The organism is Enterobacter cloacae complex sp. 2024EL-00711, from assembly GCF_047529885.1.
Classification (GTDB): Bacteria; Pseudomonadota; Gammaproteobacteria; order Enterobacterales; family Enterobacteriaceae; genus Enterobacter; species Enterobacter ludwigii.
Map to the genome: position 1 here is coordinate 838482 of NZ_JBLIZC010000001.1, position 25870 is coordinate 864351.

General features: G+C 54.4%; 24 protein-coding genes. 9 read left to right on the forward strand and 15 right to left on the reverse strand.

Annotation, left to right across the window (positions count from 1 at the left end; translation table 11 throughout):
- Positions 1 to 216 precede the first annotated feature (216 nt).
- From potA to potD, 4 genes are read left to right on the forward strand one after another with little or no spacing between them, the layout of a single operon-like run.
- Complete coding sequence (gene potA, locus ACMVME_RS04145; RefSeq protein ID WP_171032980.1) at positions 217 to 1368, forward strand: spermidine/putrescine ABC transporter ATP-binding protein PotA; 1152 nt, start codon at positions 217 to 219, stop codon at positions 1366 to 1368.
- A complete protein-coding gene (gene potB, locus ACMVME_RS04150; RefSeq protein WP_020884651.1) occupies positions 1352 to 2209 on the forward strand; it encodes a spermidine/putrescine ABC transporter permease PotB in 858 nt (285 codons plus the stop codon). The genes potA and potB overlap by 17 nt, the downstream gene beginning before the upstream one ends.
- Entirely contained in the window at positions 2206 to 2997 is a 792-nt protein-coding gene (potC, locus tag ACMVME_RS04155; RefSeq protein WP_014169603.1) for a spermidine/putrescine ABC transporter permease PotC, read from the forward strand. The genes potB and potC overlap by 4 nt, the downstream gene beginning before the upstream one ends.
- A complete protein-coding gene (gene potD, locus ACMVME_RS04160) occupies positions 2994 to 4028 on the forward strand; it encodes a spermidine/putrescine ABC transporter substrate-binding protein PotD (RefSeq protein ID WP_014169602.1) in 1035 nt (344 codons plus the stop codon). Before potC ends, potD begins: the two co-directional genes overlap by 4 nt.
- Positions 4029 to 4075: 47 nt before the next feature.
- On the opposite strand, the gene ACMVME_RS04165 is transcribed toward potD, so the two are convergent.
- Positions 4076 to 5305 carry an EAL and HDOD domain-containing protein gene (locus tag ACMVME_RS04165; protein WP_050736643.1) on the reverse strand — a complete coding sequence of 410 codons (1230 nt, stop codon included), beginning with the start codon at positions 5303 to 5305 and terminating at the stop codon, positions 4076 to 4078.
- Between the two features lie 237 nt (positions 5306 to 5542).
- Here ACMVME_RS04165 and ACMVME_RS04170 point away from each other — a divergent pair, with 237 nt between their 5' ends.
- The gene (locus ACMVME_RS04170; protein ID WP_050736642.1) at positions 5543 to 7474 is read left to right on the forward strand and encodes a methyl-accepting chemotaxis protein; all 1932 of its coding nucleotides are present in this window, start codon (positions 5543 to 5545) and stop codon (positions 7472 to 7474) included.
- Between the two features lie 46 nt (positions 7475 to 7520).
- On the opposite strand, the gene cobB is transcribed toward ACMVME_RS04170, so the two are convergent.
- From cobB to lolC, 5 genes are read right to left on the reverse strand one after another with little or no spacing between them, the layout of a single operon-like run.
- Positions 7521 to 8342: a Sir2 family NAD+-dependent deacetylase gene (gene cobB / locus ACMVME_RS04175; protein WP_014169599.1), complete on the reverse strand. Its 822-nt coding sequence runs from the start codon at positions 8340 to 8342 to the stop codon at positions 7521 to 7523.
- 14 nt (positions 8343 to 8356) lie between these two features.
- The gene (gene nagK / locus ACMVME_RS04180) at positions 8357 to 9268 is read right to left on the reverse strand and encodes an N-acetylglucosamine kinase (RefSeq protein ID WP_044867442.1); all 912 of its coding nucleotides are present in this window, start codon (positions 9266 to 9268) and stop codon (positions 8357 to 8359) included.
- A 54-nt stretch (positions 9269 to 9322) separates the two neighbouring features.
- Positions 9323 to 10567: a lipoprotein-releasing ABC transporter permease subunit LolE gene (gene lolE / locus ACMVME_RS04185; RefSeq protein WP_014169597.1), complete on the reverse strand. Its 1245-nt coding sequence runs from the start codon at positions 10565 to 10567 to the stop codon at positions 9323 to 9325.
- Positions 10567 to 11268 carry a lipoprotein-releasing ABC transporter ATP-binding protein LolD gene (gene lolD, locus ACMVME_RS04190; RefSeq protein WP_020884656.1) on the reverse strand — a complete coding sequence of 234 codons (702 nt, stop codon included), beginning with the start codon at positions 11266 to 11268 and terminating at the stop codon, positions 10567 to 10569. Before lolD ends, lolE begins: the two co-directional genes overlap by 1 nt.
- Positions 11261 to 12460: a lipoprotein-releasing ABC transporter permease subunit LolC gene (lolC, locus tag ACMVME_RS04195; protein ID WP_032681244.1), complete on the reverse strand. Its 1200-nt coding sequence runs from the start codon at positions 12458 to 12460 to the stop codon at positions 11261 to 11263. The genes lolD and lolC overlap by 8 nt, the downstream gene beginning before the upstream one ends.
- A 256-nt stretch (positions 12461 to 12716) precedes the next feature.
- Here lolC and ACMVME_RS04200 point away from each other — a divergent pair, with 256 nt between their 5' ends.
- From ACMVME_RS04200 to ldtC, 3 genes are all read left to right on the forward strand, one after another.
- Entirely contained in the window at positions 12717 to 13790 is a 1074-nt protein-coding gene (locus tag ACMVME_RS04200) for an acyltransferase family protein (RefSeq protein ID WP_014169594.1), read from the forward strand.
- Between the two features lie 148 nt (positions 13791 to 13938).
- Positions 13939 to 17385, forward strand: a complete 3447-nt coding sequence (gene mfd, locus ACMVME_RS04205) for a transcription-repair coupling factor (RefSeq protein ID WP_414743389.1) — start codon at positions 13939 to 13941, stop codon at positions 17383 to 17385.
- A gap of 149 nt (positions 17386 to 17534) precedes the next feature.
- A complete protein-coding gene (gene ldtC / locus ACMVME_RS04210) occupies positions 17535 to 18500 on the forward strand; it encodes a L,D-transpeptidase LdtC (RefSeq protein ID WP_032681246.1) in 966 nt (321 codons plus the stop codon).
- Positions 18501 to 18579: 79 nt separating this feature from the next.
- Here ldtC and bhsA read toward each other — a convergent pair whose 3' ends face one another.
- A complete protein-coding gene (gene bhsA / locus ACMVME_RS04215; protein WP_013097102.1) occupies positions 18580 to 18837 on the reverse strand; it encodes a multiple stress resistance protein BhsA in 258 nt (85 codons plus the stop codon).
- A 244-nt stretch (positions 18838 to 19081) separates the two neighbouring features.
- Here bhsA and comR point away from each other — a divergent pair, with 244 nt between their 5' ends.
- Positions 19082 to 19717 carry a TetR family copper-responsive transcriptional repressor ComR gene (comR, locus tag ACMVME_RS04220; RefSeq protein ID WP_014169591.1) on the forward strand — a complete coding sequence of 212 codons (636 nt, stop codon included), beginning with the start codon at positions 19082 to 19084 and terminating at the stop codon, positions 19715 to 19717.
- A 60-nt stretch (positions 19718 to 19777) separates the two neighbouring features.
- Here comR and ACMVME_RS04225 read toward each other — a convergent pair whose 3' ends face one another.
- The 8 genes from ACMVME_RS04225 to hinT form a co-directional block, all read right to left on the reverse strand.
- Positions 19778 to 20317, reverse strand: coding sequence for a glycine zipper 2TM domain-containing protein (locus tag ACMVME_RS04225; protein ID WP_008500779.1), 540 nt, complete (start codon positions 20315 to 20317; stop codon positions 19778 to 19780).
- Positions 20318 to 20509: 192 nt separating this feature from the next.
- A complete protein-coding gene (locus tag ACMVME_RS04230; RefSeq protein ID WP_025204449.1) occupies positions 20510 to 21814 on the reverse strand; it encodes an NAD(P)/FAD-dependent oxidoreductase in 1305 nt (434 codons plus the stop codon).
- A 238-nt stretch (positions 21815 to 22052) separates the two neighbouring features.
- Complete coding sequence (ycfP, locus tag ACMVME_RS04235; protein WP_013097106.1) at positions 22053 to 22595, reverse strand: alpha/beta hydrolase YcfP; 543 nt, start codon at positions 22593 to 22595, stop codon at positions 22053 to 22055.
- 34 nt (positions 22596 to 22629) lie between these two features.
- On the reverse strand, positions 22630 to 23655 hold the full coding sequence (gene nagZ / locus ACMVME_RS04240) for a beta-N-acetylhexosaminidase (protein ID WP_020884661.1): 1026 nt from the start codon (positions 23653 to 23655) through the stop codon (positions 22630 to 22632).
- An 11-nt stretch (positions 23656 to 23666) separates the two neighbouring features.
- The gene (gene thiK, locus ACMVME_RS04245; RefSeq protein WP_050736639.1) at positions 23667 to 24491 is read right to left on the reverse strand and encodes a thiamine kinase; all 825 of its coding nucleotides are present in this window, start codon (positions 24489 to 24491) and stop codon (positions 23667 to 23669) included.
- Positions 24472 to 25119, reverse strand: coding sequence for a penicillin-binding protein activator LpoB (gene lpoB, locus ACMVME_RS04250; protein ID WP_014169586.1), 648 nt, complete (start codon positions 25117 to 25119; stop codon positions 24472 to 24474). The genes thiK and lpoB overlap by 20 nt, the downstream gene beginning before the upstream one ends.
- A 10-nt stretch (positions 25120 to 25129) precedes the next feature.
- On the reverse strand, positions 25130 to 25504 hold the full coding sequence (locus ACMVME_RS04255; protein ID WP_014169585.1) for a YcfL family protein: 375 nt from the start codon (positions 25502 to 25504) through the stop codon (positions 25130 to 25132).
- A 1-nt stretch (position 25505) separates the two neighbouring features.
- Complete coding sequence (gene hinT, locus ACMVME_RS04260) at positions 25506 to 25865, reverse strand: purine nucleoside phosphoramidase (protein WP_014169584.1); 360 nt, start codon at positions 25863 to 25865, stop codon at positions 25506 to 25508.
- Positions 25866 to 25870: the final 5 nt, after the last annotated feature.

A 25870-nucleotide genomic window follows, 5' to 3' on the forward strand; every position in this document is an offset into this window, starting at 1 on the left:
TTGTGACAACATTATCAATAAGCATCAAAAGGCAAATATTGCGTCAGGTCACTTTTATCCCGCAAACGAGAATATTTTCCGTTTATATCGTATCCGTTAGTAAATGTAGCTTATGAATCAGTGACAAGGATTGGCGATTACAGTGGTTTGCCGTAGAATGTCCGCCCTCATTACGAGTCACCAAGGTGGTTACACACAAACCCCGCTTCGGTCTGCATCCCGGAGCGTCTATATGGGACAGCGCAAAAATTGAATACACAATCCCGTTCACGTTCACCGCTGGTGCAACTGGAACGAATTCGTAAAAGTTTTGATGGTAAAGATGTTATTTCCGGGCTCAACCTGACCATCAATGACGGTGAGTTCCTCACGCTGCTTGGCCCCTCTGGCTGCGGCAAGACAACCGTACTGCGCCTTATCGCCGGACTGGAAAACGTCGATAGCGGTCACATCCACCTTGAAAACCAGGATATCACCCAGGTCCCCGCCGAAGAGCGGCACGTGAATACCGTCTTTCAGAGCTATGCCCTGTTTCCGCACATGACCGTGTTCGAGAACGTCGCATTTGGCCTGCGGATGCAAAAAACCCCGGCCAGCGAGATCCCGGCTCGCGTTACCGACGCGCTGCGCATGGTGCAACTGGAAGAATTTGCCCAGCGTAAGCCACACCAGCTTTCCGGCGGCCAGCAGCAGCGCGTTGCTATCGCCCGCGCTGTGGTCAATAAACCGCGTCTGCTCCTGCTGGATGAGTCACTTTCCGCGCTGGACTATAAACTGCGCAAGCAGATGCAGAACGAGCTTAAAGCCCTGCAGCGCAAGCTCGGCATTACCTTTGTCTTCGTTACCCACGATCAGGAAGAGGCACTCACCATGTCGGACCGTATCGTGGTGATGCGTGACGGCAAAATCGAGCAGGACGGCACGCCACGTGAAATCTATGAAGAGCCGAAAAACCTGTTCGTGGCCAGCTTCATTGGGGAAATCAACATTTTCAACGCCACGGTGATTGAACGCCTGGACGAACAGCGCGTGCGGGCCAACGTAGAAGGCCGCGAGTGCAATATCACCGTGAATTTTGCCGTCGAAAAAGGGCAAAAGCTCAACGTCCTGCTGCGCCCGGAGGATCTGCGCGTTGAAGAGATCCACGGCAATACTGATGCCGAGGGCCTGATTGGCTATATCCGGGAGCGCAACTATAAAGGGATGACGCTGGAGTCTGTCGTCGAACTGGAAAACGGTAAGATGGTGATGGTCAGTGAGTTCTTTAATGAGGACGACCCTGATTTCGACCACTCCCTCGACCAGAAAATGGTTATCAACTGGGTAGAAAGCTGGGAGGTTGTACTGGCTGATGAAGAACACAAGTAAATTCCAGAATGTGGTGATTGCTACTATCGTCGGTTGGCTTGTGTTGTTTGTCTTCTTACCCAACCTGATGATCATCGCCACCAGCTTCCTGACCCGCGACGATACTGACTTCGTAAAGCTGGTCTTTACGCTGGACAACTACTCGCGTCTGCTCGATCCGCTCTATTTTGACGTGCTGTTGCACTCGCTTAATATGGCGCTGATCGCCACCGTTGCCTGCCTGGTGCTGGGTTATCCCTTTGCATGGTTTCTGGCACGTCTGCCGCAAAAAGTGCGTCCACTGCTGCTCTTTTTGCTGATCGTGCCTTTCTGGACCAACTCCCTGATCCGCATCTACGGGCTGAAAATTTTCCTCAGCACCAAAGGCTATCTGAACGAGTTCCTGTTGTGGCTGGGCGTGATTGATACGCCAGTGCGCATCATGTTTACGCCGGGTGCGGTCATTGTGGGTCTGGTCTATATCCTGCTGCCCTTTATGGTGATGCCGCTCTATTCCAGCATTGAGAAGCTGGATAAACCGCTGCTGGAAGCTGCGAGAGACCTGGGCGCCAGCAAACTGCAGACCTTTATCCGGATTATCATTCCGTTGACCATGCCTGGCATCATTGCAGGTTGTCTGCTGGTAATGCTGCCGGCAATGGGCTTGTTCTACGTGTCCGACCTGATGGGCGGCGCGAAAAACCTGCTTATCGGCAACGTGATTAAGAGCCAGTTCCTGAACATTCGCGACTGGCCGTTCGGTTCCGCTACCAGCATTACGCTCACGGTGGTGATGGGCCTGATGCTGTTGATCTACTGGCGTGCTTCACGATTACTGAATAAAAAGGTGGAACTCGAATGATCGGTCGACTGCTTCGCGGCGGTTTTATGACCGCCATCTATGCCTATCTTTATATTCCGATCATTATTTTGATCGTGAACTCGTTTAACAGCTCGCGTTTCGGCATCAACTGGCAAGGTTTCACTACCAACTGGTACAGCCTGCTGATGAACAACGACAGCCTGCTGCAGGCTGCTCAGCACTCCCTGACGATGGCGATTTTCTCCGCCACCTTCGCCACGCTGATTGGTTCGCTTACCGCCGTGGCGCTCTATCGCTATCGCTTCCGGGGTAAACCGTTCGTCAGCGGGATGCTGTTTGTGGTGATGATGTCGCCGGATATCGTCATGGCGATTTCGCTGCTGGTGCTGTTTATGCTGCTGGGCGTCCAGTTGGGTTTCTGGTCACTGCTGTTCTCCCACATCACTTTCTGCCTGCCGTTTGTGGTGGTCACCGTCTTCGCACGCCTGAAAGGGTTTGACGTACGCATGCTGGAAGCCGCAAAAGATCTGGGTGCCAGTGAGATGACCATCCTGCGCAAAATCATCCTGCCGCTGGCGATGCCCGCCGTGGCTGCCGGATGGCTGCTGAGTTTTACCCTGTCGATGGACGATGTGGTGGTCTCCTCCTTCGTCACCGGCCCGAGTTATGAAATTCTGCCATTGAAGATCTATTCAATGGTGAAAGTCGGCGTCTCGCCCGAGGTGAACGCGCTGGCGACCATACTGTTAGTGTTCTCGCTGGTGCTGGTGATTGCCAGCCAGGTTATTGCTCGTGATAAAACAAAATCTCAGGGGACAATGAAATGAAAAAAATGCTTGCCGCTGCGGCACTGGTGCTCGGAATGGGTGCCGCGCACGCTGATGACAGCAAAACGCTCTATTTCTATAACTGGACCGAGTATGTGCCACCGGGCCTGCTGGAGCAGTTCACGAAAGAGACGGGCATCAAGGTTATCTATTCTACCTATGAGTCGAATGAAACCATGTACGCCAAGCTCAAAACTTACAAAGAAGGCGCGTACGATCTGGTCGTCCCGTCGACCTATTTCGTCGATAAAATGCGCAAAGAGGGCATGATTCAGAAGATCGATAAAACGAAGCTCACTCACTTCAACAATCTCGATCCGGAGATGCTCAATAAGCCGTTTGACCCGAATAACGACTACTCCATTCCTTACATCTGGGGCGCAACCGCCATTGGTGTCAACAGCGAGGCTATCGATCCGAAAACCGTTACAAGCTGGGCCGATCTGTGGAAACCGGAATACAAAGGCAGCCTGCTGTTAACCGACGACGCGCGCGAAGTGTTCCAGGTAGCGCTGCGTAAGCTCGGCTACTCAGGCAATACGACGGACCCGAAAGAGATTGAAGCGGCCTATAACGAGCTGAAAAAGCTGATGCCTAACGTGGCGGCATTCAACTCTGATAACCCGGCAAACCCGTATATGGAAGGCGAAGTGAATCTGGGCATGGTGTGGAACGGCTCCGCGTATGTTGCCCGTCAGGCCGGTACGCCGCTGGAGGTAGTGTGGCCGAAAGAAGGCGGGATCTTCTGGATGGATAGCCTCTCTATTCCTGCAAACGCGAAGAACGTTGACGGTGCCCTGAAGCTGATTAACTTCCTGCTGCGCCCGGACGTCGCGAAACAAGTTGCGGAGACCATTGGTTATCCCACCCCGAACCTCGCTGCGCGCAAGCTGCTCAGCCCGGCCGTCGCGAACGACAAATCGCTCTATCCGGATGCGCAAACCATCAGTAAAGGCGAGTGGCAAAACGATGTCGGTGACGCAAGCCGCATCTATGAAGAGTATTACCAGAAATTAAAAGCGGGCCGGTAAGCGGCCAGGCTTTCTTCCTCACTCCGTCTTAGCGGAGTGAGGAACGATTAACTGACGGCGTTCTCCCCGGCCCAGATCGTGGCCTTCCTCATCGCCTCTACGATCTCGTCCTCTGCCAGCCCCAGCGCGTGACTTATTCTGCTTGCCTCATCCCACTGCTGCTGCTCGTAGTAATGGCAGAGGCGAACCATGTCCGCTAACTGCCCTTCCTGATGGCACAACGCATTACTCACGCTCTGCGGGACAGCAATTTGCGTCATCAGCTCTGCCATCGGCAGCTCAAGCAGGGTATCAAGCAGTGAGAACAGACCGCACATGAACGCATTCTCAGCCAGCATCGGCTCGTTCAGTTTCTCGGCAATCAGTTCACAGAATTTCCCGCGCATCATACTCATCGGGTAAAGCTCGGTGACGGTGTCGTTGGCTGCACTTGCCAGCACTACAACGGCTACAAACCTTCTGAGCTGATTTTCTCCAAGATACCTCAGCACTTCACTCAGGGTTAACTTGCTGAAATTACAGGCCCCCATGTGTTTAAAAGCGGTGTGCTTCATATAGCGCATGATTTTATAGGACAGCGTGAGGTCGCTTTTGATTAACGCCTCGATGATCCGAAAGTCAGGTTTATTGCGTCCTACTTCCATTTGCAGACGGAAAATTGCAAGCTGATTTTGCGATAGCCGTTTATATTTAATCACCTCCGGACGACAGAAAAAATATCCCTGGAAAAGAGAAAATCCGGCATCGCTGTATTGTTTGAATTCCTCTTTAGTCTCAATTTTTTCAGCCAGATATTTAATATGCCCGGTCAGGCTTTTACGCTCACTCAGGTAATTTTGAATTTGCGCTAAGGTGTAATTCTGGACATCGAATTTGATGATGGAAATATAGGGCAAGAAAACATCCCATTCCGGTGCGAGAGTGAAATCATCGAGCGCAAAGCAGTACCCGTGCTCATACATTTCTCTCACGGCCTGCAAAAGCGCCTCACCCGGGTCAGCATCTTCCAGGATCTCAATGACCACGTTGTTTTTGTCCAGCGCCTCAGCGCTGCGGTCGATGATCATCCGGGAAGGAAAATTGATAAACGACGTATGTTCCCCGGCGATGCGCTGGGACGGCACGGATAAGAACTGGTCTGATATCATTCTGGATGTGGCATATTCCGCCGACACATCGGGGAAACGGTTGGTCATTCCGTCTCTGAAAAGCAGCTCATAGGCCACGGTATTCATATCGAGGTTAAAAATGGGTTGTCTCGCGATAAATCCATACATATCCCATCCTCCTGAACGTCTTTATATTTATTAGCATCCCCTATCTGCACAACGATAACGAGCATTATCGAACACTAATTTGATTGAATGCACAAAATAAAAGCATCCACACTAATTAACGGGAATTAGCGTTCAAAAATTTAAATTAAATATACCCGGTGCTCTACAGAAACATGGCGAAATATCCGATAAGTGATCTGTGCCTGCCCGACATGCACGTCATTACGGGAGTTGAGAATGAAAGACGCCATGGTCCGAAAACAAAAAATAAGAGTCAAGACGTTGATGCTATTGTCCATTTTCCTCACCGTGACGGTGGGCTTTACGGCAACGATCGGTTTTATGATGTGGCAGTGGATGGATCAGCAAGAAGTGCTGGCTAAAAAACACATCCGTCAGATTGCTGAAGTGCAGTCGTTGCAGGTCAGTAAACAGATGGATTCCGCCCTGGCGGCCGCGCGTGACATGGGAAATAGCGCTCAGGCACTGCGCGACGCGGGCATCGTTGATCGACAGGGACTCAACCAGCTGCTAATCCATTATCTCTCAGCGCACCCTCAGTTTCTTTCAATGTCGATGGCCTTTGAACCTGATGCCTTCGATGGCAACGATGCCACCTTTGCCGGTCAGAGCGGTGAAGATCCTGCCGGACGTTACGCCCGCTACGTTGACCGCGACGCCACAGGCAAACCGGCATTACATCTGCTGACGGACATCGAAACGCCCGGCAGCGGCGATTATTATCTGCTGCCGAAGCAACGGCAAAAAGATGTCATCATCGAACCCTATATTTATCCCTACAATGGGGTGGACGTAATGCTCACCTCGATTGCCGCCCCCATCATGCGTGAGGGTCAGTTCCTGGGGTCCGTCACGTCGGATTTCTCACTCGCCACCCTGCAATCGATGATCGGGGCGATTAAGCCGTGGAACGGTACAGGCTACGCCCTGCTTCTGTCGGCGGGCAACAGCGTGGTTTCCAGCCCGGATAAACGTGCCGTAGGCAAGCCTTACACCGGAACTGTCACAGGGGATGAGGTGATACGCACAAACGATCCTCAACTGAAGGAAGAGGCGTTTATCACCTGGCAGGCGATTACCATCGGCAACAGTCAGACGCCCTGGAAGCTGGCTATCGTCACCCCGGTCAGCGAAGTGATGGCCGAGGCAAGACAATTTTTACTGAAAGCCATCCTCCTGATGGTGTTAAGCATTGTGGTTGTCAGCCTGGTCATGGCGCAAATCTTTACCCGTAAAGTGGACCGCCCGGTGGGGGGCGAACCGTCAGATGCCGCCGGGATCGCGCTGGCCGTGGCCGGCGGCGACCTGAACAACGCTATCCCGGTGCGTCCCGGGGATACCAGCAGTATTTTTTACGCCCTACACACCATGCAGATGCAGCTCAAGCGCATCGTGGGTAACATCAGCGAAGCCAGCCACTCCGTTCACGGTGGCACCAGTGAAATTTCGGCAGGCAATCTCGATCTGGCCTCACGCACCGAAGAACAGGCAGCGGCGATTGTCGAAACCGCAGCCAGCATGGAAGAGATTTCGGTCACGGTGAAAAATAACGCCGACAATGCGCACAAAGCTACCACCCTTACCGATCGTGCCGCGACCCTTGCCGGACATGGCGAGACGCTGGTGAACGATGTCGTGGTGGTGATCGGGGAAATTGACGAAAGCGCCCGTAAGATTGGAGAGATCAACAGCATTGTGGACGGTATCGCCTTCCAGACCAATATTCTGGCGCTGAATGCCGCCGTAGAAGCGGCGCGCGCGGGCGAACAGGGGCGCGGTTTTGCAGTGGTGGCGGGTGAAGTTCGCAACCTTGCCCAGCGAAGCGCCAACGCGGCAAAAGAGATCTCCCAGCTGATAGCCGAGTCTTCAGGCCGTGTCAGCAAAGGCGTTGAGCTGGTCAATGAAACCGGCGTCATGATGAAGCAGGTCATCGAGGCCGTGTCGCATGTGCATCTGGTGATTAACGATATTGTTCAGGCTCTGGATGAGCAGAATCGGGGAATTAGCCAGGTCAGCATTGCCGTCAATCAGATGGACAGCACGACCCAGCAGAACGCGTCCCTGGTACAACAGATCTCGGCAGCGGCCCTGTCGCTGGACGAACAGGCGAAATCGCTGGAGAAAACGCTGGCGTACTTTACGCCATAAACAAAAAAGGCACCCGCAGGACGGGTGCCTTTTCAGGCTATCGCGATTACAGCCCTTTCAGGAGCTTATCGACAAACTCCGGTACGACGGTACTGGCCAGGCCATAGTGCTTCTCTTCGAACTCGCTGCCCACCTGGCTCGGCTCCAGATTCAGCTCAACCGTATGCGCGCCGTGCAGCCGCGCTTCGTGAACAAACCCGGCCGCCGGATAGACATGGCCAGACGTGCCAATGGCGATAAAGACATCCGCCATGGCCAGCGCGCTGTAAATGTCATCCATACCAAGCGGCATTTCACCAAACCAGACCACATGCGGGCGCAGGCGCGATGGAAACTGGCAGCAATGGCACTTATCTTCAGGCAGCACGTCCTCTTTCCAGTCCAGCACCTGACCGCTCCAGGCGCAGCGAACTTTCAGCAGTTCACCGTGCATATGGATGATGTTTTTGTTACCGGCCCGTTCATGCAGATTGTCGATATTCTGCGTAACCAGCAAAAAACGATCGCCAAGCGCCTCTTCCAGCTTCGCCAGCGCCAGATGCGCCGGATTAGGCACAACCTCTGGCTGCTGCAGCTGACGACGGCGGGCGTTATAAAACGCCTGTACAAGATCCGGATCGCGGGCAAAGCCTTCCGGCGTCGCCACATCCTCAACACGGTGCTCTTCCCATAACCCGTCCGCAGCGCGGAAAGTACGAATACCTGACTCTGCGGAGATCCCCGCCCCGGTCAGCACCACCACTCTGGGTTTATCCATCGCTTCTGGCATCATTCTGTCTCTGAAAAAGATCCGCTGGCGCAAGCGCTCACGTAAGCGGCGTTTATTTTTGCGAAAACGGCTGAGTCGACCTAAGCGACGCGACAGCATAAAAACCTCGTAAACTAATCGGTGAGATGAAGGAATGCGGCTCCGCGCATCCCTCCTGCGTCCCCGTGTCGCGCACGTTCAATACGCGGCACGCGGGCAACCGGCAATAAATGTCGGGGCAAACGCCCGGACAGCTGTTCCGTTAACGCGCTAAAGTTTGAAAGCCCTCCCCCAATCACCAGCAGATCCGGGTCGACGATGGTGAGAATATTTCCCAGACACACCGCCAGCAGATCCAGATAGCGCTCAACGTGCTCTCGCGCCTGCGCATCCCCCTGCTCCCACAAGGTAATGATTTGAGGGGCTTCAAGTTTCTGATGATAGAAGTGTTCGTAAAGCCATGCAAACCCACGTCCGGAGAGGTAGTTCTCAATACAGCCATGCTGACCGCAACCGCAGCGGGTCAGCGGGAAGTCGCGCCCGACGACCGCCAGGGCATCAACCGGCAGGCGGATATGGCCGAACTCTCCCGTAATGTAACTGCGCCCGGTAATCGGCTTACCGTTGATGACGATCCCTCCCCCTACGCCCGTGCCGAGGATCAGCCCCATCACCAGCGGATAGCGCTGAAACTCATCGTCCCAGGCTTCGGAGAGTGCAAAACAGTTGGCATCATTATCTAAACGCACGTCGCGTTCAAGCAGAGCGGAGAGATCGGCGCGCAGCGGTTTACCGCTGGCAGCAGGAACGTTGGCCGCATACAGCGTACCATCGTCAGTTTCGGGCATTCCCGGAATACCAATGCCGACGCTGCCTTTCACGCCAAAACGTGAATCAGCTTGCGCCACCAGCGCGGCAATGGCAGTTAAAAATTCATCATAGCTTTCGCGTGGTGTGGGAATGCGGGTTTCCCACTGCAGTTTGAGGTTTTTATCAAACACGCCCAGCGCAATTTTGGTGCCGCCAATATCAAATCCATAATACATCACGCATTCCTCTTTTTGATTTGGCGGCCTGACGACCGCTAAATCATGACGTAATTACTGGCCACTTAATACCCTCGCCGGATCAATTCGGCTTGCGCGACGCGCCGGATACCAGCTTGCCAGCAGACTCAGTAAAAGTGCCGTTACCAGCACATAAAAAACGTCCAGCCAGTGCAATTCAGACGGCAGGAAGTCAATAAAATAGATATCACCTGACAGGAACTGGTGGCCAATAAGCGCCTCGATGCCATTGATAATTGGCGTCAGCTGCAGAGAAACCACCACGCCAATCACCACGCCGCAGAGGCTCCCGAACAGCCCAGCCAGCAGACCGTACCAGACAAAGATGGCGCGAATAAGACCGTCTTTTGCCCCCAGGGTACGCAGGACGGCGATGTCGCCGCTCTTGTCTTTGACCGCCATCACCAGCGTCGAGACGATATTAAAGCACGCGACCCCAATCACCAGCACCATCGCCAGATACATAATGGCGCGGATCATCTGGATATCACGGTACATATAACCGTAAGTGCCAATCCAGCTTTTGATGTAGACATAGTTATTGGTCACGCTGCCGGCATCACGCACCAGCTTATTGGCGTTGAAGACGTCGTTGACCTTAATGGCAATCCCCGTCACGCTGTCGGCCATGTCGAGATACTGGCGCGCGTCTTCCATCGGCACCATCGCAAAGCTGTGATCGAGCTGGCCGCTTAACTGAAGAATACCGGTGACGTGCAGACGTACGCGTTTAGGTTGCTGCAGCTTGTGGTCGGCACTGGCGTTCGGGATCATGATAGAGACCCAGTCGCCCTGCTTAACCTTCAGGGCCTCGGCAACGCCTTTGCCCATAATAATTTGCTGTTCACCGGCCTTAAAGTTTGCCCACGCGCCGTTTTGCACATATTTCGGCAACGCGCTGAGGCGCTCTTCCTGCACCGGGTTCACCCCTTTTACCTGAATGGCGCGCAGGTTAACGCCGCTCTCGACCAGCCCGGTAAAGTTAATGTAAGGCGCGGCCGCCACGATGCCTGGCACTTTTTCGATTTTGCTCAGGGCATCGCTCCAGTGCGTCCACGGCTGATTCACCGGTTCGATTTCACCGTGCGGGACCACCGCCAGGATGCGGTTATTCAGTTCACGCTCAAAACCGTTCATGGCGCTAAGGCCCACGATCAGCACCGCCACCCCCAGCGCAATACCGATGGTGGAGATCACCGAGATCAGTGACACCATGCCGCCGCGACGACGTCCGCGGCTAAAACGCAACCCTATGAGTAACGATAACGGTGAAGCCATTACTCCGCCCCCATCAGGGTCAGTTCTGGGTTCAGATGACCGTCGCGCATCTCAAGCTGACGTCCCATCCGTTTTGCCAGCTGGAGATCGTGGGTTACCACCAGAAACGCGGTTCCCTGCGAGGCATTCAACTCACCCAGCAGCTGGAAAATACTGTCCGCGTTGCGGGCGTCCAGGTTACCCGTTGGCTCATCCGCCAGTACCAGGCGCGGATTGTTGACCAGCGCACGCGCAATGGCCACACGCTGGCGTTCACCGCCGGAAAGTTCAGAAGGACGATGATTACCGCGATGCCCAAGCCCAACCGCTTTCAGCATATCGCTGGCGCGGGTGTTAATTTCTGCGGGTTTCTTTTTACCAATCAGCAGCGGCATCGCCACGTTTTCCAGCGCCGTGAAATCCGGCAGCAGGTGGTGAAACTGGTAGATAAAGCCCAGCTCGCGGTTACGCAGCTCCGCTTTTGCCGCAGATGACATTTTGCTCATTGGCTGGCCGGAGAAAATCACGTCACCGCTGGTGGGTGTATCCAGCCCACCGAGCAGGTGTAATAACGTACTTTTCCCGGAGCCGGAACTGCCCACAATCGCCATCATCTCACCTTCGCCCACGCTGAAGCTCACATTGTGCAACACGTCAGTCTGCACAGTGCCTTCCTGATAGCGTTTGGACAGGTTGTCGCATTGCAACAGGATCTTATTCATAACGTAAAGCCTCAGCGGGTTGAGTGGCGGCAGCGCGCCAGGAAGGATAAAGCGTAGAAAGCAGCGCAATGGCCATCGCAGCCAGCGCAATTCCAATCACCTGTAACGGTTCGATAGCCACGGGCAGCGCCGCACCATCAAGCAGAGCGCCGATGATCGGCATTAAATTGTTAAGCTGGCTGGCGAGCAGCGCCCCCAGCGCCGCACCGAGTAGCGCACCGATAATCCCGGCACTGGCACCCTGCACCATAAATACCGCCATGATCTGGCGCGGCGTTAGCCCCTGAGTCTGCAGAATGGCGACCTCACCCTGCTTTTCCATCACCATCAACCCCAGTGAGGTGATGATGTTGAAGGCCGCGACCGCCACGATCAGGCTCAGCAGCAGCCCCATCATATTTTTTTCCATCCGCACGGCCTGGAACAGCTCGCCCTTGCGTTCACGCCAGTCCTGCCATTTGGTCCCTTCCGGCAACGTTTGCTGGCTGAGGGTATCCACTTTTAGCGGGGCGTCGAGCCACAGGCGCCAGCCGGTGATATTCCCCGCCGGATAGCGCATCAGACGTGACGCGTCCTGAATATTCACCAGCATCTGATAACCATCGACTTCGCTGTTGGCGGCAAACGTGCCAACCACCGTGAACAAGCGCTGGCTTGGCAAACGTCCCATCGGCGTAAACTGACTGGCCGACGGTACCATTACACGCAGCTGGTCGCCACGGTTGACGCCAAGCTGCCCGGCCAGTTGCTCGCCGAGGATCACGTTATATTTGCCAGCTTCCAGGTCGGTCTGCTTCACGTTCACGAGGAATGGCGTCAGTGGGTCGTTTTGCGCCGGGTCAATGCCCAGCATCACGCCGACCGCCACGCTACGGGCGCTTTGCAGCACCACATCGCCCGTGGTTAACGGCGCAACGCGCGTGACACCCTGTAACTTCGCCGCGCTTTCCGGGAGCTGTTGTGGGTTAACGGAACCGTTGGTTGAGGAGAGGATAGCCTGCGGCATCAGCCCCAGGATGTTGTTTTGCAGCTCGCGCTCAAAGCCGTTCATGACGGAAAGAACCGTCACCAGAGCCATTACGCCAAGCGTAATGCCAATAGTCGAAAGCCAGGAGACAAAACGACCGAAGCGGTCCGCGGCGCGCCCACGCATGTAACGTAAGCCTATGAAGAGTGCGACAGGTTGGTACATGAAATCCGTCTGTTTGCTGATAGCAGACCCACGAGTATATAAGCGAATCCCTTAAGCGTAAATGACTGAAACCGTAAGCTTTGGTAATCATTTTTCTGAAAAATTCAGATAAATCAGGGTGCTACTCTCTGAAACCTCCCTGTACAGCCTCCACCTTTTCCGAAAAACCTCCTGATACAGACTGTTACCCGTTACATCACGGTTTTGTTTAACAACAATTGTTCGTTCGTTTATGGCAAAAAGGTAGTCGCGAACAATGAAGCAAAAAGCATTATGGATTAACCAGATAAAAGGGCTGTGTATTTGCCTGGTGGTTATCTACCATTCAGTCATCACCTTTTATCCCCATCTCAATGGGTTACAACATCCGTTATCCGGTCTTCTCGCCAAATGTTGGGTCTATTTTAATCTCTATCTTGCTCCCTTCCGCATGCCGGTGTTTTTCTTCATTTCCGGCTATCTGATTCGACGTTACATTGATGAGGTGGACTGGCGTACCAGTCTCGATAAACGGATCTGGAGCATTGTCTGGGTACTGGCGCTGTGGGGCGTTCTGCAATGGCAGGCGCTGAGCCACCTCAACGCCTGGCTTGCTCCCGAGCGTGAACTGGCCACTTCCTCCAATGCGGCCTATGCCGATTCCCTTTCCGGGTTTGTGAAGGGAATGCTCACCGCCAGCACCAGTCTCTGGTATCTGTATGCCCTGGTGGTCTATTTCACGCTGTGTAAACTGCTGAGCCGCTGGAAGCTGCCGGTACTGGGGCTGCTGGCACTGGCGAGCGTCGCGATAAACTTCCTGCCGCTGCCGTGGTGGGGAATGAACAGCGTGGTGCGCAACATGATCTACTACAGCCTCGGCGCGTGGTATGGCGCTGAGCTGATGGCGTGGATGAAAGGGTTCAATCTGCGTCGCGCCTGGCTGGCGTTAGCCGCGTTCGCTGCCGTTTCTGTGGTGCTGTGGTTTGCTAACGTCCCGCTGCTGCTCTCCCTGCTGTCGATTGTGTTGATCATGAAGCTTTTCTACAGCATTGAGCAACGTTATGCCGTCCATCCTAATAATCTGCTTAACGTGATCGGTTCTAATACCATCGCGATTTATACCACCCATCGCATCCTGATTGAGGCCTTTAGCCTGTTCCTGATTGGTGAGATGAATGCCGCATACTGGCCGGTCTGGGCGGAGCTGACGTTGATTCTGGTCTACCCGTTTGCCAGCCTGTTGCTCTGCACCGTTGCCGGGCTTGGGGTGCGAAAGGTCTCCACCGCACTGTTTGGTGATGTGTTCTTCTCCCCGCCTTCCACGCTTTCTCCGTCATCGGCCAGCCGCTGATGCGCTTTTCGCCCCCTTTTGGGGGCGAATTTCCTCCCTGTGCGGTTCCGGTTTGATTATGTAAAACGATCGAGGATAATAAAGACATTGCGTATCAGTGATATGCCCCAATACTGTTGGTATATCCCCAAGAGACTCTGACATAGCCATGCCTGAACACTATCGATATTCCTTGCCTGTCAAAGCGGGCGATCAGCGCCAGCTGGGCGAACTTACTGGCGCGGCGTGCGCCACGCTGGTGGCAGAAATCGCTGAGCGGCACCCGGGTCCGGTGGTACTGGTTGCCCCGGATATGCAAAATGCCCTGCGTCTGCATGATGAAATTCGCCAGTTCACTGACAATCTGGTGTTCAGTCTGGCCGACTGGGAAACGCTGCCGTATGACAGTTTCTCGCCGCACCAGGAGATCATCTCCTCTCGTCTGTCGACCCTGTATCAGTTACCGACGATGCAGCGCGGCGTGCTGATCGTCCCCGTAAACACCCTGATGCAGCGCGTCTGTCCGCACAGCTATCTTCATGGCCATGCGCTGGTGATGAAAAAAGGCCAGCGCCTGTCCCGGGATGCCCTGCGTGCACAGCTCGACAGCGCCGGTTATCGCCATGTCGATCAGGTGATGGAGCACGGGGAATATGCCACGCGTGGTGCACTGCTCGATCTTTACCCGATGGGCAGCGACCAGCCGTATCGTCTGGATTTCTTCGATGATGAAATCGACAGCCTGCGCATATTCGACGCCGACACGCAGCGCACGCTGGAAGAAGTGGACTCCATCAATTTACTGCCCGCACATGAGTTCCCGACAGACAAAACCGCAATCGAACTGTTCCGCAGCCAGTGGCGCGACAAATTCGACGTCAAACGCGATGCCGAACATATCTACCAGCAGGTCAGCAAAGGGACGTTGCCGGCGGGTATTGAATACTGGCAGCCGCTGTTCTTTAACGAGCCTCTGCCCGCGCTGTTCAGCTATTTCCCGGCCAATACGCTGATTGTTAACACCGGTGATATCGACGCCAGCGCCAGCCGTTTTGAGAGCGAAACTCGCGCCCGCTTTGAAAACCGGGGCTTGGACCCGATGCGTCCGCTGTTGCCACCGGAGGTGCTGTGGCTGCGCACCGACGAGTTGAACGCCGAGCTGAAACGCTGGCCGCGTATGCAGCTCAAAACCGATTCGCTCGCCGACAAGGCCGCCAATACCAACCTCGCCTTCCGCACGCTACCGGATTTATCCGTTCAGGCGCAGCAGAAGTCGCCGCTGGATAATCTGCGCAAGTTCCTCGAATCCTTTACCGGGCCGGTCGTGTTCTCCGTTGAAAGCGAAGGCCGCCGGGAAGCGCTGGGTGAACTGCTGGGGCGGATCAAAATCGCGCCGAAACGTATTTTGCGCCTGAGTGAAGCCACCGGTAATGGCCGTTATCTGATGATTGGCTCCGCCGAACACGGGTTTGTGGATACCCTCAACAATCTGGCGCTGATTTGCGAAAGCGACCTGCTGGGGGAACGCGTGGCGCGCCGCCGTCAGGACAGCCGTCGCACCATTAATCCGGACACGCTGATCCGTAACCTCGCCGAACTGCACCCCGGCCAGCCGATTGTTCACCTCGAGCACGGGGTGGGCCGTTATCAGGGCATGACGACGCTGGAAGCCGGTGGCATCAAGGGCGAATACCTGATGCTGACCTACGCCAATGACGCCAAACTCTATGTGCCGGTCTCTTCACTGCATCTCATCAGCCGCTATGCCGGCGGTGCAGAAGATCATGCGCCATTACATAAACTGGGCGGCGACGCCTGGGCGCGCGCGCGGCAGAAAGCCGCGGAAAAAGTGCGTGATGTGGCGGCAGAGCTGCTGGATATCTACGCCCAACGCGCGGCCAAAGAAGGCTTTGCCTTCAGGCATGATAAACAACAGTACCAGATGTTCTGCGATAGCTTCCCGTTTGAAACCACGCCGGATCAGGCTCAGGCCATTAATGCTGTGCTGAGCGACATGTGCCAGCCGCTGGCGATGGACAGGCTGGTTTGCGGCGATGTCGGCTTCGGCAAAACCGAAGTGGCGATGCGCGCCGCCTTCCTCGCGGTAGAAAACAACAAACAGGTCGCGGTGCTGGTGCCTACCACCCTGCTCGCCCAGCAGCATTTTGACAACTTCCGTGACCGTTTCGCCAACTGGCCGGTTCGTATTGAGATGCTGTCACGTTTTCGCAGTACCAAAGAGCAGACGCAGATTCTGGAACAGGCCAGCGAGGGTAAGATCGATATTCTGATCGGCACCCACAAGCTACTGCAGAGTGATGTGAAGTGGAAAGATCTGGGGCTGTTGATCGTCGATGAAGAACACCGCTTCGGGGTCCGTCATAAAGAGCGTATTAAAGCGATGCGTGCCGACGTCGATATCCTCACCCTCACCGCCACACCGATTCCGCGAACGCTGAATATGGCGATGAGCGGCATGCGCGACCTGTCGATTATCGCCACGCCGCCGGCACGTCGTCTGGCGGTAAAAACCTTTGTTCGTGAGTACGACAACCTGGTCGTCCGCGAGGCTATTCTGCGTGAAGTACTGCGCGGGGGTCAGGTCTATTATCTCTACAACGACGTGGAAAATATCCAGAAAGCGGCGGACAGGCTGGCAGAACTGGTGCCGGAAGCGCGCATCGCTATCGGTCACGGTCAAATGCGCGAGCGCGAGCTGGAGCGGGTGATGAACGATTTCCACCACCAGCGCTTTAACGTCCTGGTGTGTACCACCATCATTGAGACCGGGATCGATATTCCGACGGCCAATACCATCATTATTGAGCGCGCGGATCACTTTGGACTGGCGCAGCTTCACCAGTTGCGTGGCCGCGTTGGCCGCTCGCACCATCAGGCCTACGCCTGGCTGCTGACCCCGCATCCGAAAGCGATGACCACCGATGCGCAAAAACGTCTGGAGGCTATCGCATCGCTGGAAGATCTGGGCGCGGGCTTCGCGCTGGCGACACACGACCTTGAGATCCGCGGTGCAGGTGAACTTCTGGGCGAAGACCAGAGCGGCTCGATGGAAACCATCGGCTTCTCGCTCTATATGGAGCTGCTGGAAAATGCGGTCGATGCCCTGAAGGCCGGACGTGAGCCATCGCTGGAAGATCTGACCAGCCAGCAAACTGAGGTGGAACTGCGCATGCCTTCCCTGCTACCGGATGATTTTATTCCGGATGTGAACACGCGTCTGTCGTTCTACAAACGTATCGCCAGTGCGAAAAATGAGAACGAACTGGATGAAATTAAGGTAGAGCTGATCGATCGCTTTGGCCTGTTGCCGGATGCCGCGAGAAACCTGCTGGATATTGCGAGGCTGCGCCAGCAGGCACAGAAGCTGGGCATTCGTAAGCTCGAAGGCAATGAAAAAGGTGGCGTGATTGAATTTGCCGAGAAGAATCACGTTAATCCGATGTGGCTAATCGGTCTGCTCCAGAAACAGCCGCAGCATTTCCGTCTGGATGGTCCAACGCGTCTGAAATTTACGCAGGAGCTGACGGATCGTAAAAACCGGATGGAGTGGGTTCGTCACTTTATGCGTCAGCTGGAAGAGAACGCTGTCGCATAATTCCCCTTCCCCCCGTTGGCGCAATGCTTACGGGGGGACAATTTACAAACTCTTTGCACTTCACCTGGATTTCCCGACATACCCATTCGCCATAATTATCGTTAACGCCTTATAAAACAATAACCTTATTATTTATATGGATTATGGTGATGATGACCTCTTCGCGTTTTACCCGCTGGATAACCGTGTTTGCGCTGGCAGCAACGGTCGCTGTTGCGCTTCCTGCACGCGCAAATACCTGGCCTCTTCCCCCTGCTGGCAGCAAGGTCGTGGGCGAAAACCGTTTTCATGTGGTTGAAAATAATGGGGGATCGCTCGAAGCGATTGCCAAAAAATATAACGTAGGCTTTCTGGCTCTGCTGCAGGCTAACCCTGGCGTCGACCCCTATGTGCCACGCGCTGGCAGCGTCCTGACCATCCCGTTGCAGACCATTCTCCCGGATGTAGCGCGCGAAGGGATCGTGATAAACCTTGCCGAGCTGCGTCTTTACTATTACCCACCGGGTAAAAATGAAGTCACCGTTTATCCAATCGGTATTGGCCAGCTGGGCGGCGACACGCTGACCCCAACAATGGTCACCACCGTATCGGATAAACGTGCCAACCCAACCTGGACGCCAACGGCTAATATTCGTGCTCGCTATAAAGCACAGGGGATTGATTTGCCGGCTGTGGTGCCAGCGGGTCCGGAGAATCCGATGGGTCACCACGCGATCCGTCTTGCGGCCTATGGTGGCGTTTACCTTCTGCATGGAACAAATGCGGATTTCGGTATCGGGATGCGCGTCAGTTCCGGCTGTATTCGTCTGCGCGATGATGATATCAAGACGCTCTATAGCGTGATCACGCCTGGTACTCGAGTGAATATTATTAATACGCCCATTAAGGTTTCTGAGGAGCCGGGTGGCGTAAGACTGGTTGAAATTCACCAGCCGTTATCGAAAAACATTGGCGACGATCCGCAGACACTGCCAATTAATCTGAATGCCGCGATGGTGAGCTTTAAAACGAATGCCCGCACGGATGGCATCGTGATGGAGCGTGCGATGGAGGCGCGTTCCGGGATGCCCACCGATGTCACCCGGCATCAGGATGTCACCCAGCAGTCGATGTAATCCCCAATAAAAAAAGCCCTGCTGAGCAGGGCTTTTTTACAGTGGCATCGCAGTGGCATAAATGAGGGTTTAGCCAGGCTTATTTGTAGATAACAGCGGTGCCGTGCAGGGTGTTAGGACCGGTCACGGAGGTGATGCGGAAAGATTTTGCACCCATCTCGTCAGCTTTCTGCGCCAGCTGATCTTCCAGTGAGCCCAGGTTAGTCCCGGCAGAAGCAGAGATAGTCCCGACTTTATGCTGGTCAGCAGGGGTTGATTGCACTTCAACAGCAGCGAAGCTTGCGAAAGAAAGTGAACTCAGAACAGCAGCAGCGATGAGGGTTTTTACGTTTTTCATGATTTTTACCTTTGGGCAGATGATTTGGAGGTCGTTAGCTATTTAGTTAACGATCGATAGGTAAATCATAAATGTGATCCAGCTCACGCGTCAACATCTTTTTATAACGAACATTAATTAAATTTTAAATCCGTTATTTTTCATACCCATATGATTAATTTATTTTTCTCTCATCAGTGCTGGTGGTCACCCGCGATTATTTTTATAATGATTATTCAACAAACCAACAGAGGACCAACGGCAAATGACAACCGACGTGACGAGTTGCGCGAAGAAAAGCCGTGGCCGACCAAAAGTGTTCGACAGGGATGCAGCGCTTGATAAGGCCATGACTCTCTTCTGGCAACATGGGTATGAAGCGACCTCGCTTTCCGATCTGGTGGAAGCTACCGGTGCCAAAGCACCCACGCTGTATGCTGAATTCACCAATAAAGAGGGGCTGTTCAGGGCAGTGCTGGACAGATACATTTCACGCTTTGCGGCGAAACACGAAGCCCAGCTGTTTTGTGAAGAGAAAAGCGTCGAACAGGCGCTACGGGACTACTTCACCACCGTCGCGACCTGCTTCACCAGTAAAGATACCCCTGCGGGCTGCTTTATGATTAACACCTCTGCCACCCTTGCGGCCTCCTCAAAAGAGATTGCCAACACGGTGAAATCGCGCCATGCCATGCAGGAAGAGACGCTAAGCGCGTTCCTGTCTCAGCGCCAACAACGAGGTGAAATTCCTGCGCATTGCAATCCACAGATGCTGGCGCAATACCTGAACTGTATTTTGCAGGGTATGTCGATAAGCGCTCGTGAAGGGGCTACGCTGGAAAAACTGCAAACCATTACCGCGACCACGCTGAAACTGTGGCCTGAACTGCTCAAAATCTGACGCAAAAAAAAAGCTCCTCAGCCTGAGCGCTTGAGGAGCTAAGTTCAGAGAACATCTTTTTTACACTTTGTTATTCAGTACCAGCTGGCCGTTTCCATCCAGCGGAATTTGAGTACCCGGGTCTTTATCCATGCGGATCTTGCCCTGCTGATCGCCAATTTTGTACGTCACGTCGTAACCCAGCATTTTCTCCGACTTGTCATAGACGGTTTTGCAGCGCTGCTGAGTCGTCGTGTACGTGTCGTTATCCTGCATAGCGCCCTGCACCTGGTTACCGGCATAGCCGCCGCCCAGCGCGCCGACCACGGTCGCCACATCTTTACCACGACCACCACCAAACTGATGGCCAATCACACCACCGGCAACCGCACCCAGTACTGAACCGGCGATACGGTTTTCATCCTGTACCGGACGGCGATGGGTCACGGAGACGTTACGGCACTCCTGACGAGGCGTTTTCACGGTTTCTTTAATCGGGGTAGCAGACACGACCTGTGCGTATTGTGGGCCGCGATCCAGTACGTTGAGACTGGCAACGGCAGCCACACCTAACGCAGCAGCGACGCCAATCCCTATACCCGCCAACATTGATTTATTCACGGGACTTCCTCCTTTGTTGCTATTGGTAACAATTTTGCAATGCAGGTCGCGCTTCGCCAATAAGACAAAGGATCAAAAAGTGGACATGGAGGAGAGATATATTGTGTTTAGGAGAACTCTTAAGCACTCAATGTACGATGAGCAGCATGATATGCTAAAAATCCCCTCCGGAGGCCCCGGAGGGAGAGAATATTAGTGCAGCTTCAGGCGTGGTCGAATAACGCGGTTGATTCGTCCCACCAGCATCATCAGCCCGGTTTTGAAGTAACCGTGCAGGGCAATCTGGTGCATACGATAGAGCGAGATATAGACAAAGCGTGCAATACGCCCTTCCACCATCATGGAGCCGCGCATCAGGTTACCCATCAGGCTGCCGACGGTAGAGAAGTTCGAGAGCGATACCAGAGAACCATGGTCTTTATAGACATAAGCTTTCATCGGCTTACCTTTGTACTGCGCCAGAATATTGTGCAGTACCAGGCTTGCCATCTGGTGCGCTGCCTGAGCACGCGGAGGCACAAAACCGCCCTCCGGACGCGCGCAGGAAGCACAGTCGCCGATGGCGAAAATATCCGGATCGCGTGTGGTTTGCAGGGTCGGCTCGGTCACCAGCTGGTTAATACGGTTCGTTTCCAGCCCGCCAATCTCTTTCATAAAATCAGGCGCTTTGATGCCAGCAGCCCAGACCATCAGGTCTGCTTTGATGTACTCGCCATCTTTGGTGTGCAGGCCGCCGTCGTCCGCGCTGGTCACCATGGTTTGGGTCAGAACCCGCACGCCCAGCTTGGTCAGTTCATTATGCGCCGCGCCGGAAATGCGCGGAGGCAGCGCCGGCAGGATACGTTCACCCGCTTCAACCAGCGTCACGTTCAGCGCGTCATTGGTTAAGCCTTTATAGCCGTAGCTGTGCAGCTGTTTCACCGCGTTGTGCAGCTCAGCAGAAAGCTCGACGCCCGTCGCCCCCCCACCAACAATCGCGATATTAACCTTCCCGTTCGCACCCATATTGCTGGTGTACTTCAGGAACAGGTTCAGCATTTCCTGGTGGAAACGACGTGCCTGATGTGGGTTATCGAGGAAGATACAGTGCTCTTTTACACCTGGTGTGTTGAAGTCATTGGAGGTACTGCCCAGCGCCATGACCAGCGTGTCATACGGCAGTTTGCGCTCAGGAACCAGCAGTTCCCCTTTTTCATCGCGCAGCTCTGCCAGGGTAATGGTTTTGCTCTCACGATTGATATCCACCACGGAGCCCAGCTGGAACTGGAAATGGTGATTGCGCGCATGTGCCAGATAGCTCAGCGCGTCCACGCCCTCATCCAGTGAACCGGTCGCCACTTCGTGCAACAGCGGTTTCCACAGGTGGCTGTGGTTACGATCCACCAGCGTAATTTTGGCTTTTTTGCCGCGACCGAGCTTCTTGCCTAACTGTGTAGCCAGCTCCAGCCCGCCAGCACCACCGCCGACAATCACTATCTTTTTCAATGGCGTAGTCAACGTGACCCCCTCAAATTATTAACCAATTGTTAATTAAAAGTTATAAAAATAACCCTTAATTAACAACAGGTTACAGCACTGAAACCATTCAGGTGCATTGAGAATACCACGTCAGGCGCATTGGTCATACCAAAATTGATATGCATCAAGTTTTGATGGCTTAAAAGTAGACAATTCTGGACAAAAAGAAAGCCCGCCGCGCTTTCGCGGCCGGGCCTGGCAGGTCGTACGCAGTGGCTTAGCCCAGGGTTTTGAAGGCTTTGATCCGCTGCAAATGCGGGGAGATGTTCTTGAATTTGTGGGTCTGTTCTTCATCCCAGACAATTTCATAGTAATGATGCAGCAGCTCAGCCGCCCGGTGGCTGTTAAGGGCTTCATCATTACGCGACAGGATCACCAGACAACGGTCGCGGTTTTTCTCCCGAAAATTACTGACGCACTTGGTGGCAATATCGACATACTCTTCAGGGCGGTCAATTTTACCTTCCATGTTCTCATTCGGGAAAAGATTAGGATTGAACACCACCTGGCGGATATCGCACAGGAATCCAATCCGCTCTGCCCAGTAGCCACCTAATCCCACGCCACAAATCAGCGGACGGTCATCGATGTTGAGCTGCAACATCTTGTCCACCTCTTTGAGCAGGTGCTGCATATCATGCTTTGGATGGCGTGTGCTGTAACTGATCAGCCGGACATCCGGATCGATAAACTGCAGCTGCAGGACCTTCTCATGATTACCAGGACTGTTTGAGTCAAAACCGTGTAAATAGATGATCATTGTCTTCTCACCACGCTACGCCTTCCGGGAGGATTTACAGGCTGGCTTTATGTGCCTGCCAGCGTTCATTCAGGGCTTCAAGCTGCGCGTTGACCGTCTTCCAGCGCGCCGAGTCCATCAGCTCCTGACGGCTAAATGAACCTTTATGATACAATTGTGTAACACGCTGTGCATTGATCGGCGACAGGTTATCCAGCACGCTGACGGCACCTTTACGATTATTGCAGACGAGGATCATATCGCAACCTGCGTCCAGCGACGCCTGACCGCGCTCGGCGTAGCTGCCCATAATCGCCGCCCCTTCCATCGACAAATCGTCAGAGAAAATCACGCCATTAAACCCCAGCTCCTGACGCAAAACGGTTTTCAGCCAGTGCGCGGACCCGCTTGCAGGACGCGGGTCGACGTCGCTGTAAATCACGTGCGCTGGCATGATGGCGTCCAGCTTGTTATCGGTGATCAGGGAGCGGAACACCGACATATCTTTGGCACGAATGTCAGCTTCCGGACGCGGATCGCGCGGCGTCTCTTTGTGCGAGTCGGCGGTCACCGCACCGTGTCCCGGGAAATGTTTCCCGGTGGTTTTCATTCCCGCGTCGTGCATACCGTCAATGAAACAGCTCGCTATCGCCAGCGCAATACGCGGATCTTCATGGTATGAGCGTTCGCCAATGGCGGCGCTGATATGCCCCACGTCCAGAACCGGCGCAAAACTGATGTCGATATCCATGGCAATCATCTCGCTGGCCATCAGCCAGCCAGCCTCTTGCGCCAGTTTGCCACCCTCTTCCGTGCCCAGTAATGCCGCAAAAGATTGGGCGGCAGGCAGGCGAGTAAAGCCTTCGCGGAAACGCTGTACGCGTCCGCCTTCCTGATCGACGGCCACCACCAGATGATTGCGCGATGCAGCACGGATCTGGCGCACCAGTTCTCGCAACTGCGCCGGATCGTGATAGTTGCGGGTGAACAGGATCAGGCCTCCCACCAGCGGGTGCGCCAGTATTTCACGCTCCTCCGCATCCAGTTCAAACCCTTCTACATCCAACATGACTGGACCCACACCAACCTCTCTTATCCTTTAGTTTGTAACTGACGCCAGGCATCATCTGCCAGCGCAATAAATTGTTTGTCTCGGGATTGCTGAAAGCGCATTTCAAACCAGCCAGCCATCAGCATGACGACCCACGGTCGCCAGCGCCTCACCTGACGCCCCAGGATACCGACATTCATGTGCGCTACCCGGGCGTAGTCGGTGATGAGCCGCTGCCGCGCAGCATCATCTTCCGACCAGACTGCCGCCAGCTCCAGCGCCACGTCTCCGTCACCGGCATACTCCCAGTCGATAAGCCTCGCACCGAGGGACGTATGAACAATATTTCCGGCATGAACATCCATATGCAGCGGCGAGAGCCGAAGCGGCTGCGGTTCGCCCGTTTTACGCAGCCGTTTTAGCTGTGCCAGCCAGAATGGGGTTCGCCTGTCGGCTGAAGCCTGCTGCCAGTATTGTTCAAGCAACGGCAGCAGCGTCACCCGCCACCCCAGACGCGGTTGCCGGTGCAGATGACAGAGCATAGCCGCAAGCACTGCCGTTTCCGGTAGCGTGTTGCCGATCTCCCCTGCCAGATACTCCACGGCCATCCAGCCCTGGCGGTAAAAACGGGGCTTTGGCACCAGATCCGCCGGAAGGCGTTTCAGTGCCCGAAACTGACGGCGGAAATGGGATGATGACGCTAAGGGATCGTGATTCTGCCGCAATACCAGACGTTGCTCGCCCTGCTCTATAATGCAACTCGCGCCGCCAAGCCCGGAAGGGGCCTGCGGCGCGATAAGGCGATACTGTGGAAAATAACGCGTCAGGATCTCTTCATGCGTCCTGTCAGAGTTGCGTAACGGCACCTTTACCTGACCAGATAATCTCGCCTGTCTGAACCAGCATCAGCTGCATCTGCAGGGCTGGCGTGTTCACATTACCGGTGGCACTGGAGTAAAGCACATACTGCGCACCGACGTTACGGGCAATCCCAATCGCCTTGCTGCGTGAACCGAGGCTGTCCTGCGGTGACAGGCCCAACTGCTGCTTGGCTACCGCGAGCTGCTGTGCCGAGACCAGCGTAAACTTACCGTTATTAGCCAGGGCATTGCGCAGGGTTTCTGTCGCTTCGCCCGCGTTCAGCGAACCGTTGGTACGGTTATTCACGCTATCAACCAGCAATACGCTGCCCGCGGTCACACCCTGAGCCTGCAGCATTTTGCCGACCATCGGTTGCATCGCACCGTTCCAGTCGTAATGGCGAACGCGCGGCGCAGGCTGCGATGTCTGATCCGGATGTTCAATTGGACCAGGCTGCGACGGAATAGACGGCACAGTCGGTACGGTTGGCGGCGGCTGCGTTGGCTGTGTCGGCTGCTCGGTACCCGGTTTGGCCTCTTCCACAGGCGCAGGTTCTTCAGTTCGGGTCACACACCCTGCGAGGAACAGAGCGAAAGCAGTCACGAGCGCATAACGGCTCAAATTTTTAATCAAGGTTCACCCCTTACAAATAAAGATAAAGTCTCACCTTATGTGCACCCAGATAGTTGGCGCTGCCATAGAGCGTTACCGACGATCTTGCCGGAATAGTGACGCTGCGCGGCGCTTCCAGCGGATGCATTTCAAGACCTCGTACGTCATACCAGAAAAAACGGTAGTGCACCGTCACTGGTTCTTGTCTTTCATTAAAGAGCGTAGAGGAAGCAGAAGAGTTGATTTCACTGATCGACAACGCAGGTTGTTGCGCCGTGATACCCGCAGCAAGTACGGAGGATTCCATCACCAGCGTCTGTTCATCGCTGACGGGGATCGCCGGACGCGTGCTGCACCCTACGATCAACATCGTCATTACCAGCGCTGCAATACGCCCTTTAAGCATGTCAAAGACCTTTATGTGCCAGCATCGGCCCCAGAGGACGTCCACCCAGCAGATGCATGTGAATATGATAAACTTCCTGACCACCGTGGCGATTACAGTTCATGATGAGACGGTAACCGTCATCAGCAATCCCTTCCTGCTCAGCAATTTTTGCGGCCACTGTCAGCATACGACCTAACGCTACTTCATGCTCGGTTTTTACGTCGTTTACGGTCGGAATCAGAATATTAGGAATAATAAGGATATGTGTCGGAGCCTGAGGAGAAATGTCCCGGAAAGCCGTCACCAGCTCATCCTGATAAACGATATCCGAAGGGATTTCGCGGCGGATAATTTTACTAAAAATCGTTTCTTCAGCCATGACCT

What these genes read in the sequence shown, in the direction of transcription:
- potB (WP_020884651.1), top strand. Translation starts at nt 1,352, where the DNA reads ATGAAGAACACAAGTAAATTCCAGAATGTGGTGATTGCTACTATCGTC.
- potC (WP_014169603.1), top strand. Translation starts at nt 2,206, where the DNA reads ATGATCGGTCGACTGCTTCGCGGCGGTTTTATGACCGCCATCTATGCC.
- potD (WP_014169602.1), top strand. Translation starts at nt 2,994, where the DNA reads ATGAAAAAAATGCTTGCCGCTGCGGCACTGGTGCTCGGAATGGGTGCC.
- ACMVME_RS04165 (WP_050736643.1), bottom strand. Translation starts at nt 5,305, where the DNA reads ATGTATGGATTTATCGCGAGACAACCCATTTTTAACCTCGATATGAAT.
- ACMVME_RS04170 (WP_050736642.1), top strand. Translation starts at nt 5,543, where the DNA reads ATGAAAGACGCCATGGTCCGAAAACAAAAAATAAGAGTCAAGACGTTG.
- cobB (WP_014169599.1), bottom strand. Translation starts at nt 8,342, where the DNA reads ATGCTGTCGCGTCGCTTAGGTCGACTCAGCCGTTTTCGCAAAAATAAA.
- nagK (WP_044867442.1), bottom strand. Translation starts at nt 9,268, where the DNA reads ATGTATTATGGATTTGATATTGGCGGCACCAAAATTGCGCTGGGCGTG.
- lolE (WP_014169597.1), bottom strand. Translation starts at nt 10,567, where the DNA reads ATGGCTTCACCGTTATCGTTACTCATAGGGTTGCGTTTTAGCCGCGGA.
- lolD (WP_020884656.1), bottom strand. Translation starts at nt 11,268, where the DNA reads ATGAATAAGATCCTGTTGCAATGCGACAACCTGTCCAAACGCTATCAG.
- lolC (WP_032681244.1), bottom strand. Translation starts at nt 12,460, where the DNA reads ATGTACCAACCTGTCGCACTCTTCATAGGCTTACGTTACATGCGTGGG.
- ACMVME_RS04200 (WP_014169594.1), top strand. Translation starts at nt 12,717, where the DNA reads ATGAAGCAAAAAGCATTATGGATTAACCAGATAAAAGGGCTGTGTATT.
- mfd (WP_414743389.1), top strand. Translation starts at nt 13,939, where the DNA reads ATGCCTGAACACTATCGATATTCCTTGCCTGTCAAAGCGGGCGATCAG.
- ldtC (WP_032681246.1), top strand. Translation starts at nt 17,535, where the DNA reads ATGATGACCTCTTCGCGTTTTACCCGCTGGATAACCGTGTTTGCGCTG.
- bhsA (WP_013097102.1), bottom strand. Translation starts at nt 18,837, where the DNA reads ATGAAAAACGTAAAAACCCTCATCGCTGCTGCTGTTCTGAGTTCACTT.
- comR (WP_014169591.1), top strand. Translation starts at nt 19,082, where the DNA reads ATGACAACCGACGTGACGAGTTGCGCGAAGAAAAGCCGTGGCCGACCA.
- ycfP (WP_013097106.1), bottom strand. Translation starts at nt 22,595, where the DNA reads ATGATCATCTATTTACACGGTTTTGACTCAAACAGTCCTGGTAATCAT.
- ACMVME_RS04255 (WP_014169585.1), bottom strand. Translation starts at nt 25,504, where the DNA reads ATGCTTAAAGGGCGTATTGCAGCGCTGGTAATGACGATGTTGATCGTA.
- hinT (WP_014169584.1), bottom strand. Translation starts at nt 25,865, where the DNA reads ATGGCTGAAGAAACGATTTTTAGTAAAATTATCCGCCGCGAAATCCCT.